This is a genomic window from Trinickia caryophylli, assembly GCF_034424545.1.
In the GTDB taxonomy this organism is placed as follows: domain Bacteria; phylum Pseudomonadota; class Gammaproteobacteria; order Burkholderiales; family Burkholderiaceae; genus Trinickia; species Trinickia caryophylli.
This window is the reverse complement of record NZ_CP139971.1, coordinates 1,002,443-1,018,564: the sequence shown is the minus strand read 5'-3', so window position 1 is coordinate 1,018,564 and position 16,122 is coordinate 1,002,443. Positions and strand designations below refer to the sequence as shown.

The 16,122-nt window shown below is 63.8% G+C and carries 16 protein-coding genes and 1 pseudogene; 8 read left to right on the top strand and 9 right to left on the bottom strand.

Annotation, left to right across the window (positions count from 1 at the left end):
• Positions 1-28 precede the first annotated feature (28 nt).
• The 4 genes from U0034_RS23745 (at position 29) to U0034_RS23730 (ending at position 3,040) form a co-directional block, all read left to right on the top strand.
• The gene (locus U0034_RS23745) at positions 29-865 is read left to right on the top strand and encodes an NAD(P)H-dependent oxidoreductase (RefSeq protein ID WP_085228930.1); all 837 of its coding nucleotides are present in this window, start codon (positions 29-31) and stop codon (positions 863-865) included.
• A gap of 285 nt (positions 866-1,150) precedes the next feature.
• Positions 1,151-2,200: a porin gene (locus U0034_RS23740; protein WP_085229068.1), complete on the top strand. Its 1,050-nt coding sequence runs from the start codon at positions 1,151-1,153 to the stop codon at positions 2,198-2,200.
• 71 nt (positions 2,201-2,271) lie between these two features.
• Positions 2,272-2,589 (top strand): YnfA family protein, encoded by a 318-nt coding sequence (locus U0034_RS23735; protein ID WP_085228929.1) that lies wholly within the window; start codon positions 2,272-2,274, stop codon positions 2,587-2,589.
• A 43-nt stretch (positions 2,590-2,632) separates the two neighbouring features.
• On the top strand, positions 2,633-3,040 hold the full coding sequence (locus tag U0034_RS23730; RefSeq protein ID WP_233211946.1) for a GFA family protein: 408 nt from the start codon (positions 2,633-2,635) through the stop codon (positions 3,038-3,040).
• Positions 3,041-3,049: 9 nt separating this feature from the next.
• On the opposite strand, the gene U0034_RS23725 is transcribed toward U0034_RS23730, so the two are convergent.
• From U0034_RS23725 to U0034_RS23710, 4 genes are all read right to left on the bottom strand, one after another.
• Entirely contained in the window at positions 3,050-4,000 is a 951-nt protein-coding gene (locus U0034_RS23725) for a hypothetical protein (RefSeq protein ID WP_085229067.1), read from the bottom strand.
• Positions 4,001-4,243: 243 nt separating this feature from the next.
• Entirely contained in the window at positions 4,244-4,753 is a 510-nt protein-coding gene (locus U0034_RS23720; RefSeq protein ID WP_085228927.1) for an ureidoglycolate lyase, read from the bottom strand.
• Positions 4,750-5,760 carry an allantoicase gene (gene alc, locus U0034_RS23715; protein WP_085228926.1) on the bottom strand — a complete coding sequence of 337 codons (1,011 nt, stop codon included), beginning with the start codon at positions 5,758-5,760 and terminating at the stop codon, positions 4,750-4,752. The genes U0034_RS23720 and alc overlap by 4 nt, the downstream gene beginning before the upstream one ends.
• Before the next feature lie 60 nt (positions 5,761-5,820).
• A complete protein-coding gene (locus U0034_RS23710; protein ID WP_085228925.1) occupies positions 5,821-7,152 on the bottom strand; it encodes a C4-dicarboxylate transporter DctA in 1,332 nt (443 codons plus the stop codon).
• A gap of 321 nt (positions 7,153-7,473) precedes the next feature.
• Here U0034_RS23710 and U0034_RS23705 point away from each other — a divergent pair.
• Positions 7,474-8,157 (top strand): annotated as a pseudogene (locus U0034_RS23705) (FadR/GntR family transcriptional regulator); the annotation flags it as partial.
• A 94-nt stretch (positions 8,158-8,251) separates the two neighbouring features.
• Here U0034_RS23705 and U0034_RS23700 read toward each other — a convergent pair.
• On the bottom strand, positions 8,252-9,115 hold the full coding sequence (locus tag U0034_RS23700; protein WP_085228923.1) for an anti-sigma factor family protein: 864 nt from the start codon (positions 9,113-9,115) through the stop codon (positions 8,252-8,254).
• A complete protein-coding gene (locus tag U0034_RS23695; RefSeq protein WP_085228922.1) occupies positions 9,112-9,630 on the bottom strand; it encodes an RNA polymerase sigma factor in 519 nt (172 codons plus the stop codon). Before U0034_RS23695 ends, U0034_RS23700 begins: the two co-directional genes overlap by 4 nt.
• A 257-nt stretch (positions 9,631-9,887) precedes the next feature.
• Between U0034_RS23695 and U0034_RS23690 the strand changes: the two genes are divergently transcribed.
• The 3 genes from U0034_RS23690 to U0034_RS23680 all read left to right on the top strand — a co-directional run bounded on the left by U0034_RS23690 (position 9,888) and on the right by U0034_RS23680 (position 13,247).
• Entirely contained in the window at positions 9,888-10,424 is a 537-nt protein-coding gene (locus U0034_RS23690; protein ID WP_085228921.1) for a DUF305 domain-containing protein, read from the top strand.
• The gene (locus U0034_RS23685; RefSeq protein ID WP_085228920.1) at positions 10,421-11,908 is read left to right on the top strand and encodes a YncE family protein; all 1,488 of its coding nucleotides are present in this window, start codon (positions 10,421-10,423) and stop codon (positions 11,906-11,908) included. The genes U0034_RS23690 and U0034_RS23685 overlap by 4 nt, the downstream gene beginning before the upstream one ends.
• Before the next feature lie 286 nt (positions 11,909-12,194).
• The gene (locus U0034_RS23680; protein WP_085228919.1) at positions 12,195-13,247 is read left to right on the top strand and encodes an aldo/keto reductase; all 1,053 of its coding nucleotides are present in this window, start codon (positions 12,195-12,197) and stop codon (positions 13,245-13,247) included.
• A 25-nt stretch (positions 13,248-13,272) separates the two neighbouring features.
• On the opposite strand, the gene U0034_RS23675 is transcribed toward U0034_RS23680, so the two are convergent.
• From U0034_RS23675 to U0034_RS23665, 3 genes are all read right to left on the bottom strand, one after another.
• Positions 13,273-14,274 (bottom strand): VTT domain-containing protein, encoded by a 1,002-nt coding sequence (locus U0034_RS23675; protein ID WP_085228918.1) that lies wholly within the window; start codon positions 14,272-14,274, stop codon positions 13,273-13,275.
• 291 nt (positions 14,275-14,565) lie between these two features.
• Positions 14,566-14,901 carry a DUF4148 domain-containing protein gene (locus tag U0034_RS23670; RefSeq protein WP_085228917.1) on the bottom strand — a complete coding sequence of 112 codons (336 nt, stop codon included), beginning with the start codon at positions 14,899-14,901 and terminating at the stop codon, positions 14,566-14,568.
• Positions 14,902-15,138: 237 nt separating this feature from the next.
• Complete coding sequence (locus U0034_RS23665) at positions 15,139-15,546, bottom strand: DoxX family protein (RefSeq protein WP_085228916.1); 408 nt, start codon at positions 15,544-15,546, stop codon at positions 15,139-15,141.
• Positions 15,547-16,122 lie beyond the last annotated feature (576 nt).

Genomic DNA, 16,122 nt, shown 5'->3' with positions numbered 1-16,122 from the left:
TGCCTTGTCAAAACCAGGAGCCCAGATCATGAATGTTCTACTCGTCTATGCGCATCCGGAGCTGCGCTCGTTGAACGGATCGCTCAAGGCGTTCGCGGTCGACCGGTTGCAACGCGCCGGCCATACGGTGCAGGTGTCCGATCTCTACGCGATGAATTGGAAAGCGACGCTCGACGCAGCGGACTTTCCGGACCGCCCGGCCGGCGAACGCTTCGACCCGTCGCTCGACTCACGCCGCGCATTCGAGGGCGGTGTGCAAAGCGCCGACGTCGCGCGCGAGCAGGAGAAGCTGAAGTGGGCCGATGCGGTGCTTTTGCAGTTTCCGCTTTGGTGGTTCACGATGCCGGCGATTCTCAAGGGATGGGTTGACCGCGTCTACGCCTACGGGTTCGGCTATGGCGTCGGCGAGCATTCGAATGCCCATTGGGGCGATCGATATGGCGAGGGCACCCTGGCGGGCAAGCGTGCGATGCTGATCGTGACGACGGGAGGATGGGAGTCGCATTACAGCGCGCGCGGAATCAACGGGCCGATCGATGATCTGCTGTTTCCGATTCAGCATGGCGTGCTTCACTACCCCGGCTTCGACGTGCTGCCTCCGTTCGTCGTCTATCGTACGAGCCGCGTGGACGCCGCGCGATTCGAGACGATCAGCGATTCGCTCGGCAAACGGCTCGATGCGCTGGCGACTACCGAACCCATTGCTTTCCGTCGGCAAAACGGGGGAGATTACGACATTCCACAACTGACGCTCGCGCCGCATCTGGCACCGGGGCGTACCGGGTTTGCCGTACATGTCGTCGATGGGGACGGCGAAGGTGCGAAGGCCTCCGACGAGGCCGATATCCGTGCGGCGCAAGCCTGAATACGCGTTCTCGCCGCCGCTGCCGATGAATGAATAGCGTCCGATGTCGGTGCGCGGTTTCCGCGCGCGGCCGGTCCACGATGCGGCGGCCCGGGCATGGCTCTCGAGCATGTCGATAGGGCATTGGGAGTAGCTAAGAGCAACCGTCCCGATCGAGCTCGGCAAAGACGGTTGCCAGTTTTGGACCTCGCCGGTGTATCCCAGCTGCTATGCTGCTGCCAAACGTGAACAGTCATTGCCGCTACGCGGATCCCGGAGTTGCCCATGCTCGACGCAACGGAATGCATGAGGAGCCAGCGCCAACAGGCGAGGCGCCGGCAACGCTTTCGATATCTTGGTATAGCGGCCGGCGCGCTCATGGCGATGCACGGCGCGCGAGCGCAAAGCTCCGTCACGCTCTACGGCGCCCTCGATACCAGCATCGAAATCACGAACCCGGGCTCGGGCTGGACGCCGCGGCTCGATTCCGGCGCGTATCGCGGCTCGCGCTTCGGCATCCGCGGTGCCGAGCCGATCGGCGCGCACACGCGGATATTGTTCGAACTCGAGAACGGCTTCAGTTCGGCCGATGGCAGCTTCGCGTCCACCAATACGATTTTCAGCCGGCAGGCGTGGATCGGAGTAGGCGCGCCCTGGGGCGAAGTGAGGATGGGGCGGCAATATTCGCCCATTTACATTCCGTTCAAGGGGCAACTCGACGCATTCGGCGCGGGCACGATCGCCTCGGGGCTCAATAATCTTTCGAAAATCACGCCCTACGTCAACAACGCCCTTACTTACCTTTCGCCGGACTTGCATGGCTTCTCGGCAACCACGATGGTTTCGCTGCGCGAAGGTGGGGCGAACGCGGGCAATGGCCTTGCAGGTCACTTCGAAACGATCGACTACCGCCGTGGCCCGTTGCACGCCTCCTTTGCGCATCAGCAAACAAACGGCAGCGGCGCGCTGCGCGCCAACCTTGGCGGTGTTTCCTATCTGCTCGGTGCCTGGACGGCTTTCGTTTCTTTCTTCAACGGCTATTGCGCGTCGCCAAGCTACCACGACGACGGCCTTTCCGTATCGGCGCGTTACGCCGTGACACCGCGCTTTCGCACGTCGTTCGGCTACACGTATATGCGCGACCGCTCGGGCGCCGGCAACGATGCCGATCAATTCAGCGTGGCTTGCGAATACGAGGTGTCGAAAAAGCTGCTGTTCTACGCGAGTGCGGCGTCGCTGCGCAATCGGGGGAGTGGCGCGTTCACGCTGCGCGGCGTGAACGTGACGGGTTTGCCGGTCGCCTATCCCGGCGCGCCCGTGCGCGGGTTTCAGATCGGCATGATCGACCGCTTCTGAGCGGCGCGGTCCTGGGTTGCAGGGCGGGTACCATAGGCGGCCTGAACGCTCTCCGGAAAGACCGCGCAATCGTGAAGACCGTTTTTCTCTTTGTGGTGACCGCCATTGCGGAAATACTGGGCTGTTATTTGCCTTATCGGTGGCTGAAGGAGGGGGGAAGTCCCTGGCTGCTCGTGCCGGCCGCGGCCTCGCTCGTGGTGTTTTCGTGGTTGTTGACGCTGCATCCGGCTGCCGCGGGGCGCGTCTATGCGGCGTACGGCGGCGTTTATGTGTCGGTCGCGCTGGTGTGGCTCTGGCTCGTCGACGGCGTCAGGCCGTCGAGCTGGGACTTGGCTGGCGTGTCGCTTGCATTGCTGGGCATGGGACTGATTGCATTTCAGCCGAAGTAGCACGTGGCCGGGGCGCATTCGTCCCACGCGAAAGGAGGCGATGATGCTGGAGGGAGGTTGTTTTTGCGGTCGAATCCGCTATGAATTGCTCGCGGCGCCGTTCAGTTCGCTGATTTGTCATTGCATGGATTGCCGGCGCATTGCGGGTGCGCCGTTCGTCGCATGGTTGACGGTGAAGGCGAGCGAATTGCGTGTCGTGCGCGGCGAACCCAAGGCGATCACGTCCAGCGCGGAGGTAATGCGCACGTTCTGTGGGCACTGCGGCTCGCAATTGACTTATCGCCACGCGAAGCATGCGGGCGAAATCGACGTGGCGACCGGCACGCTCGACGAGCCGGCCGCGGTGCCGCCCACGCTTCACACGTGGGTTTCGCAGAAGCTGCCGTGGATCGTGCTGTCGGATGGCTTGCCGCAATACGCGCGCGATGGGCAGTCCGCGTCAGGCGTTTGAGCAACGGGCTCAAAAACGATAGCCGATGCCGCCGAGAATGACATCCGTATCGCGGCTGTAATGCGTGACAACGCGATTCCACGTCAATCGCGCAGACCAATGTGGCGTGAGCCGGTAAGACGCCGTAATGGACACGAGACCGGAAAATATTCCGTCGCCGGTAATACCGCCATCGGCCCCGTCGGGCCGGTGAATGGCGGCGTAGGTGCCCGCGCCTATACCGAGCGTCAGGCGCTCGTCGAAGAAGGCACGCGTGAGCCAGAGCTGGGCGGTGATGCCGTCGCGACGGCTTTTCAGCGCACCGCCTTCGTGCAGATAGCCGATCGTGCCATCGAGATAGCGCGTGAGGCCGTGCCGGAATTCGATCGCCTCGGCAATCGACGTATTCGAGCCATTGTTGTTGAGGATCGTCTCCCCGGCCAGCAGCGAAACCTCGTTGTTCGTCACCTTTTGCGTGCGCGGCAGGGCGAAGGCGCGCGGCCCGCGCTCGCCGGGCGCGTCGAGCTGGTAGCCGATACCGACCAGCACCGCTGTGGTCGCTGGGCCGCTCGACACCTGAACACGGTTGAGTTGCAGGTTGGCCGTCCACCGGTGTGCGCTGTAAAACGAGGCGCGTGCGCTATAAACCACGCCCCAGCCATGCGTATTCGAATAGCCGCCGCCATTGGCGGCCGTTTCGGTATCGAAATAGCGATACGGGCCGACGCCGACGGAGAAAACGAACCGGCGCGTCGGGCTTGGCAGCCGGGCCCAAATCAGTACGGCCTGCCCATCGCGATGATGGCCCGGCACATGGCCTTCGTTGAGCCATTCGATGCTGCCGGCGAAATACCGGCCGAATCCCTCGGTGTAATCGAGGGCCCACGAGTACGACCGGTTGCCGCTGCTTCCGGTCAGCGGGCCGGCATACAGGCTCAACTCCTGAGCCGATGCGCACGACGTTGAAAGTACAGCCGTCATTCCGACACCGATCCCGATACCGATCGGCCAAAGCCGGGCCAATAAGCGCGTGCTGCGTTTCAACTCCGATCCCCGATGGCAGTAGCAATAGAAATAGCAATAGCGCATGCATTCTGGATCAGGGAGCGCGTTTTCTGCTGTCAACTGCGCAACACCATGGTGGCGTTGCAGGGCTCGAGCGAGAGGGGGCGATGTGGTGGAACACAGGGCCGCCCCCCTGTGCAGCAAGGCGGGGCGGGGCTGCTATGCCGTTGCTGCCATGCTCGGCACCGCCAGCCGGATCGGTTCGGGGAGCGACAGTTCATCGCAGTTGTGGCCTTCGCCGGCTCGATCGATGACGACGAAGTCGCTTACGCATTCGAGCGCGAGCAGCGGGTGGTGCCAGACGCCGCGCGCGTAATTGACGCCCTGCCATCCTTGCGTCACGAATGCGCGCAGCGAGGCGGGCGATAACGGTCCGGGCGGCGCGACCACGACGAGGTAGGGCGTTTCGCCGAGCGGGAGGAACGTCTGCGAGCCCAGCGGATGCCGCTCCATCATCGCGACGTCGATGGGCCACGCGCGCGGTTGCGCGCGGAACAGGCTGACGATGGGGCGGCCCTCGCCCGCGCCAACGTCGATGCGCGCAAGGTCGTGATACCGCTCGGTGGTACCGCCGTTGATTGGGAAATGACGCGCGCCGTCGAGCTCGACGACGTCGCCGAAAGGCGCAAACGCCTCGCGCGTCAGCGGTTCGATCGCGAGTGTCTTCATCGTTTGGGGCTGCCGAACAGTCGCAGGCGCGATACGCCGCCATCGGGAACGATGTTGAACCGCACGTGCGTGACGGGGCCGAGTGCGGCGATTCCTTCGGTGAAGCTGTGCACGTGGTCCATTTGGAGCTTCTGCTCGGGCAGCAGCACGGGCCAGAACATCGATTGCGTGACGAGCGAGGCATCCGTGCCGCCCGTGACGCATGCGGCCTGAATCGAGCATCGGTCGGGGAAGTTGCCCTTGAAGTGGGCCGTATCCACGTCGATTCGCCGGATCTCTCCCGCGTGCGCGAGCGCGACGATGCACCAGTCGTTGCCGGGCTCGCGCCGGCGCCGGGTTTCCCAGCCGTCGCCCATGTTCACGCCGCGCCCGGGCATCAGCAGATTCGAGGCGGCGCCGAAGTGCTCGTTGTTGGCAGCCACGACGTACGCGCCCATTTCCATTGCGGCGAGATCGACGGATTCGCTGTCGCCCACGTGCGTCCAGTCGACCTGAGGCTGGCCATAGACGCGCAGCCGGGCAAGGCCGCCGTCGGGGTAAAGATTCACGCGTACGTGCGTGAATGCGCGGTTATCGGCCACGGCGTGGTAGTGGTGCGTGTTGCCTTGAAGCGTGACCGACGCAACGATATCGGTCCATTGGGCCGTGGCGAGCGCGTCGTTTTCGACGAAGGCCGCTTCGACGGACGCGGCCGGCGGGAAATTGCCGGTGAAATGGCTTGTATCGAGGTCGAGCCCCTTGATGACGCCGGGCCGCGCGAGCTTGACGATGCACCAGTCGTAGCCCGTCGTGCGCTTGCGGCGGGTTTCCCACCCGTCCATCCATTTGCCGTGCTCGTCGTATTTGCCCGGAATGAAAACGGCGGGTTCGGGATTGAGCATGCGCGCCTTGGGGGCGAAGAATTCGTCGCTGGCCTCGAGCGCGCAGGCGCCCAGGCGGGAGTCGGCGAGATTGACGTAGCGGCGCACGAATTCGGGCGCATGAGGATCGGTTGCAATAATGGCCATGGTAGAGATGTCGGGTTGGCGGTACGAGAAGGTGTTGACTCCGGCCTGGGCGAACGCACGTCAGCCGGCGCGCGCGGCTGCGACCGCGGGTGCCTCGCCCGGCACGGATGAAGCTTCCTGCGGGGTGAACTGCAATCCGGGCTCGCCGTTCAATACGCGGCGGGCGCGCGCCTTGTCGATGTCGTTTTCCCACGCGGCCACGACGATGGCAGCCACGCAGTTGCCGATCAGATTCGTCAGGGCGCGCGCGATACCGACGAACCAGTCGACCGGAAGAATCAACACGAGGCCCAGCACGGGAATGGCGGGAATAGCCGAAAGCGTGGCGGCGAGGATCACGATGGCGGAGCCGGGAATGCCGTGCGCGCCCTTGGAGGTGACGAGCGATATCAGCACGACGAGAATGAGATCGTGCAGCGAAAGCGGTGTATTCGTCGCCTGCGCAATGAACAGCACCGCCAGCGTGAGGTAGATCGAGAAGCCGTCGAGATTGAACGAGTAGCCGGTGGGAATGACGAGGCCGACCGTCGAATCCTTGATGCCGAGCCATTCGAGCTTGCGCATGACCTGCGGCAGCACGGCATCGGACGATGCGGTGCCGAGCACGATCGACAGTTCGTCCTTGAAATAGCGGATCAGCTTGAAGATGTTGAAGCCGGCAAGCCGCATCGCGAGGCCGAGGACCACGCAGACGAATACGACGCAGCTTGCGTAAAACACGGCCACGAGCAGGCTCAGTTGCTTGAGCGATGCCACACCATACTTGCCGGTGGTGAAAGCGATGGCGCCGAGCACGCCGAGCGGCGCGAGCTTGATGACGAAGCTCATGATGCGAAAGAGCGTTTGCGCGAGTTCGTCGATGAAAGACGATACGCGGGCCGCCTTCTCGCCGAGCAGCGAGAGCGCGGAGCCGAACAGCACCGCAAAGACGAGGATCTGCAGAATGTCGCCTTTCGCGAATGCATCGCCCACCGTATCGGGAATGATCTTCAGCATGAATCCGCCGACGTCCTTGAGGCTCTTGGCATGCTCCGTATAGGTGGCGAGCGATGCGCTATCGATCGTGCGCGGATCGATGTTCATGCCGGCACCGGGGCGAATGACCCAGGCGAGCAGCGCGCCGATGACGAGTGCGATCGTGGTCATGAGTTCGAAATAGACGATTGCCTTGCCGCCCACGCGGCCGACCTTGCGCAGATCGCCGGCGCTGGCCATACCGCTCACGACCACGCAAAACACGATCGGCCCGACCACCATCTTGATGAGCTTGAGGAATCCGTCGCCGAGCGGGCGCAGCGATTCGCCGGCGTGGGGAAATGCGGCGCCGAGCGCCGCGCCGATGACGAGTGCGATCACGACGCGCCCGAACAGGGAGTTCAGAAACTTCGACACAGCCAGCCTCCTTGGAATGAACAGAAGATCACTCTCGGTCGGACTGGTCATACTGGTCAGACCGGGCGCGCTAAGGCCAATATTAGAAATCCAATATGAGCGAGTCAAGGCAAAGGCGAGCGGGGTTAACCCGCGCGCTTCGCGGGCGGCTGGCGGCTTCCGAGTGGACGCAATGGGGGGCCGTAATCGTGCAGGGGAGCAACTTCGGCGGGCCCGTGCCGGTGGGGGCGGACAAAACGCGTCAAGCACGATTCGGACCGCCTCGGATGCCGGAAGGGCGGCGCCGTACTAAACTACCGGTCTGACCGCCAAGGGCCACGCATGAACAGCATCCCCCAAACCGTTACCGAAGCCGCGATTGCGACGATTCGCGAGCGTATCCAGCAGGGCGTCTATCCGGTCGGCAGCCTGTTGCCGGCGCAGCGCCAACTCTCGGAGGAGTTGCAGATCAGTCGTGCGTCGCTGCGCGAGGCACTTTCGACGCTCGAAGCCGTGGGGCTGCTGACGATCCGCGCCGGCAAGGGTGTCTATGTGAACCGCACCCGCCCGGCGCGCGCGCAACGCTGGCGCTTCGAGGATCAGGTTTCTCTGCCCGATACCTATCAGATGCGCTACGCGCTGGAAGGGTTCGTCGCCCGGCTCGCCGCGCTTGCCGTCGGCGACGATGATCTTGCCGTGCTGGGCGCCAACGTCGAGACGCTGCACGAAGCGCTTGCGGAAGGCGATTACGAGCGGGCGGCGCAGCTCGATTTCGATTTCCACATGAGGATCGTGGCGATGGCCGGTAATTCGGCCATCGAATCGATTCTGCGCAACAGCGCGGAGATTATGCAGGAGAGCCAGCGCCTGCCGTTTTATCAGCGCGAGCTGGCGCTTGCGACCTATCGCGAGCATGCGGCCATCGTCGAGGCGCTGCGGGCTCGCGACCCGGATCGTACCGGGCAGGCCATCGAAGGCCATATCGTCGCGGCCGCGCAGCGTGCCGGCGTTCATTTCCCCGTGCCGCTCGCGAGCGCGGGCGACGCGGCAAAGTGGTCCGCTGCGGCGGCGCGCCAACCGGGGAAGAAAGCGGCGCAACGCTGAGCCCGCACCCGGGCCGTCAGCCCTTGGCAGGGGCGGCAACCTGCTCGTACACGTCGTGCGCGAGATCGAGCAGTGCGTCGCGGCCGATGCCGCTCGAGATCGCGTAGCCGAAGTCGCCGTCCACCCAATAAAAGACGTTCACTGGCCCGTCGCGGTAAAGCTTGAACGCCGTCGTTCCCACGCCCTGCTTCCTGCGCGAAACGCACAGCGTAACGCGCTGACCTTCGGCATCCCGATACATGAACATGGCCGTGGTGCCGCTGCCGTCATGCAGCAGCCGCCCACCCATCAGTTCGAAGCCGCTGCGGGCAAGCGCCGGCGGATGGATGTCCGTGCCGAGTTTAGCCGAGAGCCACTGCACGAAATCCTGCTCGTGGCTCAGGCTCACAGACGAAGGCCGGTCGACAGCCGGCATGTAGACCACGTGCGCAATCGCAGCGCGCTGTGCGAAGGCGTCGGCGCTGTTGGCGACACTGGCCGTGACCAGAGGCGATGCCTGGCTCGCTGCCGGGCTTGCCACCGGATCGGCCGTTGCAACCGTCGGCGCGCTCGTTTTCCCGAGATGCAGGCCCAGCCCCATGCCGATGCCGACACCGATCACGAGCTCGGCCGCCAGCCCCGCGAAGCGCGGCCAGTTGGCCGCCGCGCGCGGGTGCCGGGCGGGGCCGCGGCGCAAACGCTTGGGAACGGGCTCGGTGAGCACGCGGTCATAGCGCTCGTGAAGCATGGCATTCAACGAGAAATAATCGTTGACCTTCTGTGCGAGCGCGGGGTCGCGCGCGATGGCCTGCTCCACTTCGGCGCGCTCGGTTTCGCCGAGCGTGCCGTCCACATAGGCATGGATTTGCTCGTCCCCGATCGAATCCCGTTGGTCTTTCATCGCACCATCCTCAGTCTTTGGGCCGGCTGGCCGCCCGCCATCAACATCCTCAACCGTTCGCGCGCCCGCGAGAGCCGCGACATCACCGTGCCGATCGGCACGCCCAGTGCGAGCGCGACGTCGGCATAACTCATCTCCTCGAGCCCGACGAGCAGCACGACCTCGCGCTGGTCAGCCGGCAGGCGCTGAAGCGCGTAATCGAGGTCGCGCACTTCGAGCGAGCGGGTCTGGTTCGCCGGTACGGCGAACTCGCTTTCGGCAATGGCGTCGTCGTCGACGGAGACGTGCTGGGCGCGCGAAGACGCTTTTCGCAGCTGATTGGCGAAGACGTTGTGCATGATCGTAAAGAGCCACGCGCGCAGATCGCTGCCGGCGGCAAAGAGATCGATGCGGCCAAGGGCGCGCTCGAGCGTGTCCTGAACCAGGTCGTCGGCGAGCTCCTGGTTGTGCACGAGCGCCCGCGCATAGCGGCGCAGACGCGGTATGTGCTCCATCAACTCATCGCGGGTTTGCATTTCTCGTATCGGTGAAAGTCGGCGGCTTCGGGCTTCGATGCCCGCATGCAACGGCAAACACTCGCGAGCGCAGTTTATTCCCAAGCGCGATTTTCCGCGCTCGGACGAAATTTCGGCGCGATGCGCGGAATAGATGCGGCCGCGGCCGTGTTCGCCCCATGAGCCCCCAGCTGTGCTGCCGCAGCGCGCTTCATGGGGGGGACACGAACTTTTCTGCCGCGGCTTGCTTGCGCGGCATCGCGTTTCAGAGGCAATCCATGAACGATTCGATGCGCCGGGTGCGGCGCCTGGGCCTGCTTTGTTTGGCCGTTTCGGCCGTCTGCATCGGCGCCGCCCGCGCGGCGGGGCCGGGAGCGGCCGACGAGGCGGCGTTTCTCGCGGAAAACGACCGTGCGATGACACGCATGATGGATGGCATGTCCATCAAGCCGGGCGGCGACGTCGACCGCGATTTCGTGGCGATGATGGTCGCGCATCATCAGGGGGCCATCGATATGGCTCAGTCCGAATTGCGTCATGGCCGCAACGAACAGTTGCGCCGCATCGCGCAGGAAATCATCGTCGAGCAGCAGCAGGAGATCGTCGCCATGCGCCTCGCGCTCGGCGAGCCGCTGCCTGCGCCGGCGCCCGCGCCGGATCAGCCGCAACCGGGCAGCTCCGCCCAGGACGGCGGCCACGAGGCTCATGTCGCTCAAGCGACTCAAGGATCGCATGCAATGCATGGCGTCGCCGCCATGCCTCATCACCACACATCCTCCACATCAACGAACTCAACCATGAAGGAGTCCGAATGAAAGCTCGTTCGCTCGCCGCCGCGGTATCTGCGGTCGCATGCCTGGCCGGCGCCCAGTCAGTTTTCGCGGGGCAGGTGCCCGGCTCCGCATCGAGCCCCGATATTCCGGTGACGCACCACGATCGCGTCTATTCGGCGGAGCAATTTTCCAACACGGTCTCGGTCATCGATCCTGCCGACAACCGTCTTCTTGGCTCGATCCGGCTCGGCGATCCGACGCCAGCCAATTTTAGTCCGCTTTATCGCGGCCAATTGCTCGTGCACGGCATGGGGTTCTCTCCCGACCATCGTACGCTCGCGGTCGTCTCGATCGGATCGAATTCGGTTGCGTTCATCGATACGCAAACGAACGAGGTGAAGCACATCACGTATGTGGGCCGATCGCCGCACGAGGCATTCTTCACGCCCGACGGCAGCGAGGTCTGGGTGACGGTGCGCGGCGAGAATTACGTCGCGGTGCTGGACGGCAAGACGTTCGAGGAGAAGACGCGCATTGTCGTGCCGGCCGGGCCCGGCATGCAGATATTCTCGCCGGATGGCAAATACGGCTACGTCTGCTCGTCGTTCAATCCCGAGACGGATATCGTCTCCGTCGCCGATCACAAGATCGTCGGCAAGGTGACGCAGGCGAGCCCCTTCTGTCCTAACATCGCCGCGTCGCCCGACGGCAAGCAGGTCTGGTTCACGTTGAAAGACACGGGCAAGACACAGGTGTTCGATGCAAGGCCGCCGTTTTCGTTGTTGAAGACGCTCGATACGGGGCCGATCACGAACCACGTCAATATCGTGCATAACGCGAACGGCACGTTCGCCTACGTGACCGTGGGCGGCCTCAATCAGGTCAAGGTGTTCCGCACCGACGATTTCTCGCAGGTCGCGACGATTCCTGTCGGCAATCTGCCGCATGGCCTCTGGCCGTCGGGCGACGGCAGCCGCATTTACGTCGGCTTGGAAAACGCCGACGCGATGGCAGTCATCGACACGGTAGCGAACAAGGTCGTTGCCACCGTGCCGATCGGACAGGCGCCGCAGGCGGTCGTCTATGTGCCCGACGCGGTACCCGATGGGGACGGCGCGCGCAATCTGCAGCCCCTCGGCGTGGCCGGCAACGTCACGCATCTGGCGCTCGTGCGCGCGGGCGCGAAAGGTGCCGATGCGGCCACGCCGCAGACGACGGTCGCGCTTTTCGATCAGGGGCTGCTGCAGGTGCTTCAGGCGGCTGTGACCGGGCTCGAGCCGAAAGCCGCTTATGTGCTCGCACTCAGTGCTCACCCCGACGGCAGCGGTGCCGTCACGCCGCTCGCCGATTTCATGACGAATCCGGCCGGGGCGGCCATCGTCAACGCGGTTGGCCAGATCCGGCAGGTGGTGGCGTCGAGCGCGCCCGCCCATGACGACGAGCGGCGCTACCTCGTAATCGTGCCGCAAGGCTTGGGCAAGCCGGCGGTACAGGTTCAGGCACGGGAGCCGGCGAAGGCGCTTTGAGCCCGCTGCCGGCTGCCGCCTGCCGGGGTGCGGCGGTGGCCGGTCTATCCGGTTTATCGGGTTTATCCGGTTTGAGAGAGCGGCTGGATCTTCGGCATTCGCCCAGGCATGCTTTGTTCGTCGCCGAGAGAAACAGGCATGAGACAAAGACGATTGGGTATCGAAGCCGCGCACCCTCGGGTCCATACTTTCGCGGTCGATTTGCCCGTGCCTGCGGCGCTGCGGTTCCCGGCATGAGCATCACCGATCTCGTTTGAAACTCCCACGCCATGGAGGAAATCGGATCATGCGGTATGCAAAGTTGGGTTCGACAGGTCTTTTCGTTTCAGAGCTTTGCCTTGGCACGATGACGTTCGGTGGACAGACCGGCGCCCTCTGGGGGCAAATCGGTCAGTTGCAGCAAGGCGACGTCGAGAAACTGATCGGCAGGGCTATCGACGCGGGCATTAACTTCATCGATACGGCCAACGTCTATTCGGACGGCGTATCCGAAACGATGACCGGCACGGCACTGAAAAACCTCGACGTGCCGCGCGAAAATGTCGTCGTCGCCACGAAAGTATTCGGTGAGACGGGCACGAAGAGCGCCAATTCTCGGGGCTTGTCGCGCTACCACGTCATGGAGGCAGTGAAAGCCAGCCTGCGACGCTTGCAGCTCGATCATATCGACTTATATCAGGTGCACGGCTTCGACCCTGCCACGCCGATAGAAGAGACGATCCGTGCGCTCGATACGCTCGTTCAGCAAGGGCTTGTGCGCTACGTTGGCGTATCGAACTGGGCCGCGTGGCAGATCATGAAGGCACTCGGCATGTCAGAGCGCCTTGGCCTCGCGCGCTTCGAATCGCTGCAAGCCTATTACACGATCGCGGGCCGCGATCTCGAGCGCGAGATCGTGCCGATGTTGCGCAGCGAAGGTGTGGGGCTGATGGTCTGGAGCCCGCTCGCCGGCGGATTGCTGAGCGGCAAATACGGACGCGACCTCGAGGCCGAGGCGGGCAGCCGGCGCACGACCTTCGATTTTCCGCCGGTCGATCTCGAGCGCGGCTATGACTGCATCGATGCGATGCGCCGGATCGCCGACGCGAGAGGCGTCTCGGTGGCGCAGGTTGCACTGGCGTGGCTGCTGCATCAGAAGGCCGTGACCACCGTCATCGTTGGTGCGAAGCGCATCGAGCAGCTCGACGACAACATCGCCGCCACGTCGCTGCGCTTGACCGGCGAAGAACTCGCCACGCTCGACAAAGTGAGCGCGCTGCCGCCCGAGTATCCGGGCTGGATGTTCGCGCGCCAGGGCGAGGTGCGCCGCAAGCAGTTGAGCGATAGCGAACGCGCCTGAAACGAGGCGTGGGCGGGCACGCGCCTCAGACGGCTTTCGGATCGGGGCCCGAAAGGGCTTCGAGCCGCATGGCCGGCACTTCCTCTTGCACGAGCGGCACGACGGCGAGGCCGGCATCGCGCCATGCATCGAGGCCGCCGCGCAGCGGCTTTGCATCGGCGAAGCCCGCGTCGCGCAGGCGTTTGGCCATGGCCGCGGCCGAGATTTCGTTGGGACACGCGCAATAGACGACGAGTGCCTGATCGGGCCGGTAGGCGGAGATGACGCTTTCGATGTCGCGATCGTCGACGAGCCGCGCGCCGGGAATCGAAAATGGGTCGAGCTTGCGCGTTTCGGCCGAGCGAATGTCGAACACGATGGGTGCATCGTCGCCTTCGATCAACGCGCGAAGCGCTTCCACGTCGATGCGTTCGAGGGACAACTCGCGAATGAGCGCACGGCGGCGCATCCATCGCCAGCCCGTGTAAAGCGCAACGAGCATGGCAACGACGAGTGCGCTCGCCCGGCCGAGCTGGCCCGCCATCGCGAGCAGAAAGTCGATCTGCCGCGAGAACAGAACGCCGAGCAAGAGGCCGATGCCGGCCCACAATGCGGCGCCGACGCTATCGTGTTTCAGAAACGCACGGTAGGGCGTGCCCATGGCACCGGCCATCGGTACGGACACGAGCGAGAGGCCCGGCACGAGTTTGGCGACGGTGAGCACGCGTACGCCCCAGCGTCCGAAGAACCGCTCCGTTTTCTTTACGCACGAATCGCGTGACAGCGACAGCCGGCAGATGGCTTTCAGCGTGCCGCCGCCATAGAGACGTCCGGCGAGAAACCAGATACTGTCGCCGATCAGTGTGCCGGCCACGGCAAGGATCAGGACCTCTCCGAGCTGTGCGCCGGCGGACGCGGAGCCGAGCGCAGCCAGTGCGCCGAATACGACGAGCGTCGGCATTGCCGGCACGGGTAGGCCGAGCGAGGCCGCGAGCGCATTCGCAAAGACGAGTGCGGGGCCATAGCGTGCGACGAGATCGTGAAGCATGGAATAGCCTCTGGCGGCTGCGTGGTTTCGGGCGTGCGTGTCAGGCGCAATTATGCCGTTTGTGCGCGAGGCTTGCGCGCTGGCGATTCATAACGAAAAAACGCCTAGCCGATTGGTCGACTAGGCGAAACCGCCGGGTTGCCGGCGGCGGAGGTACCGATGGCATGGCGGCCGGGCGCCGTTCAGTAGGGCGCCCGGCCGGCTCCGATCAGGCAGTGCCGATAGGGTCGTTGGCGCGAGGCGCCTGTGCGATGCTCGACTGCGTTTGCGGCGCGCTTCCGCTGCGGGCGCTCAGTGGCCGAAATAGATGTCGTTGACAGGGTTCGCCGGCCGGCTCGGGGCGGCTGTCCGGGTGGCGCTGCCCGCCGCCGACGAGCCCGCGGCCGCGCCGCCGTATGCACTCGTTTCGTTGTTTTGCGCGGCGATGCGTGCTTCCGTGGCCTGCGTGCTGGCCGGGTAATAGGGATCGATACCGGCGTTGGCGCGCGGGTTGGCCTGCTCGAATTGCACCAGTTCCGCCTTTACTTGAGCGCGCGTGATCGGCGCATTGTTGGCCGATTGCGCGAACGAAAGAGCGGGGACCGAAAAGACGGCGGCGATGACTGCGGCTTGAACGAGCGATTTCATGATGATTACCTCCGGGAATTTGTTTGTCGTATCCGTTGCTGTTTGTCTGCAACCGATAACTGCAGTCTAGCGAGGCAACGACTACGGGTTAACTCTTATTCGGAGAAATCACCGTTACGATTTTGGCGACAATCCGCGAACGGCGCATGGCGGAAGACGCGAAACGAGGCGGGCACGGTTTCCCGTGCCCGCCTCGTACACGAGCGGCTGGCGTTGCCGCTCGTCGCAGGTGCCGCGTCAGGCCGCGCGGCGCGCCGGACGCAATGCGCAGGCCCCGTCGCCGAGCAGGAACAACACGACGAGTGCGAGAGCCCAGAACGCGGGATATTCCCATCCACCGCCTTTATTGGTGAAAAGCCAGCCATTCGCGCCATGAACCATCACGATGGTTCCGAGCATTTCGGCGGCGAGCGGCAGCGCGATCCATGACGCGTAAATGCCGAGAATCAACATGATGGCACCGACCGTTTCGAGGGCAAGGGTGAGGTAGGCGGCGATCGGGGGCAGGCCCAGGGAGCCGAAGAAGCCCACGAAGCCGGGAATCGTGAAGACGAAGATCTTGAGGCCGACGTGCGCGAGAAACAGGATGCCGAGGCTCACGCGCAACAGTAGCGCGGCAAGCGGGGCGGTTCGTTCGTTGATCATGGCGGTAGGTCCTGATGAATGAGGAAAAAGATGCGTGACGTGACGGTGTGCGGCCTTTCGTGTACCCGATGAAACGCGAGGAACGGACGCCGACAGCTGCGCAAACGATACGGGCAGCGGAGGGCCGGATCAACGGGAGTCTGATTGATCCATCATCTACTGATGGTTGACGATCGGCCAGATACGTAGGAGCCGCGGCTCTCGTCGGACATCCCCAAACGTTGAACTTCGGATTCCAGATGGTTATGAGCGTCGTGGCCGTAATTGTCGGGATTTGCAAATCCGTATCTCTACGGTTTGATTTAAATGTTCGAGTTGTGCTGGCGAAGTGCGGTCATCGTTAGAGTATCCAGTGCCTGTGATTGGCGCCCACGTGCAACGAGTGCACGAGGTGGGATGTCAAAAATGTTGAAACAACATGTAACTGTTCTGTTGGTGAAGTGCGGATGCGTTGCTGCGTAAAGGGATAAGTTTACGATTGGCATCTGGATGAACCGTTCCGCAGGGGTATGCGTAACATCGTCTGATAATTATGGGATTTCACATTATTTGACAATTAGCCGACTCATTGCCATC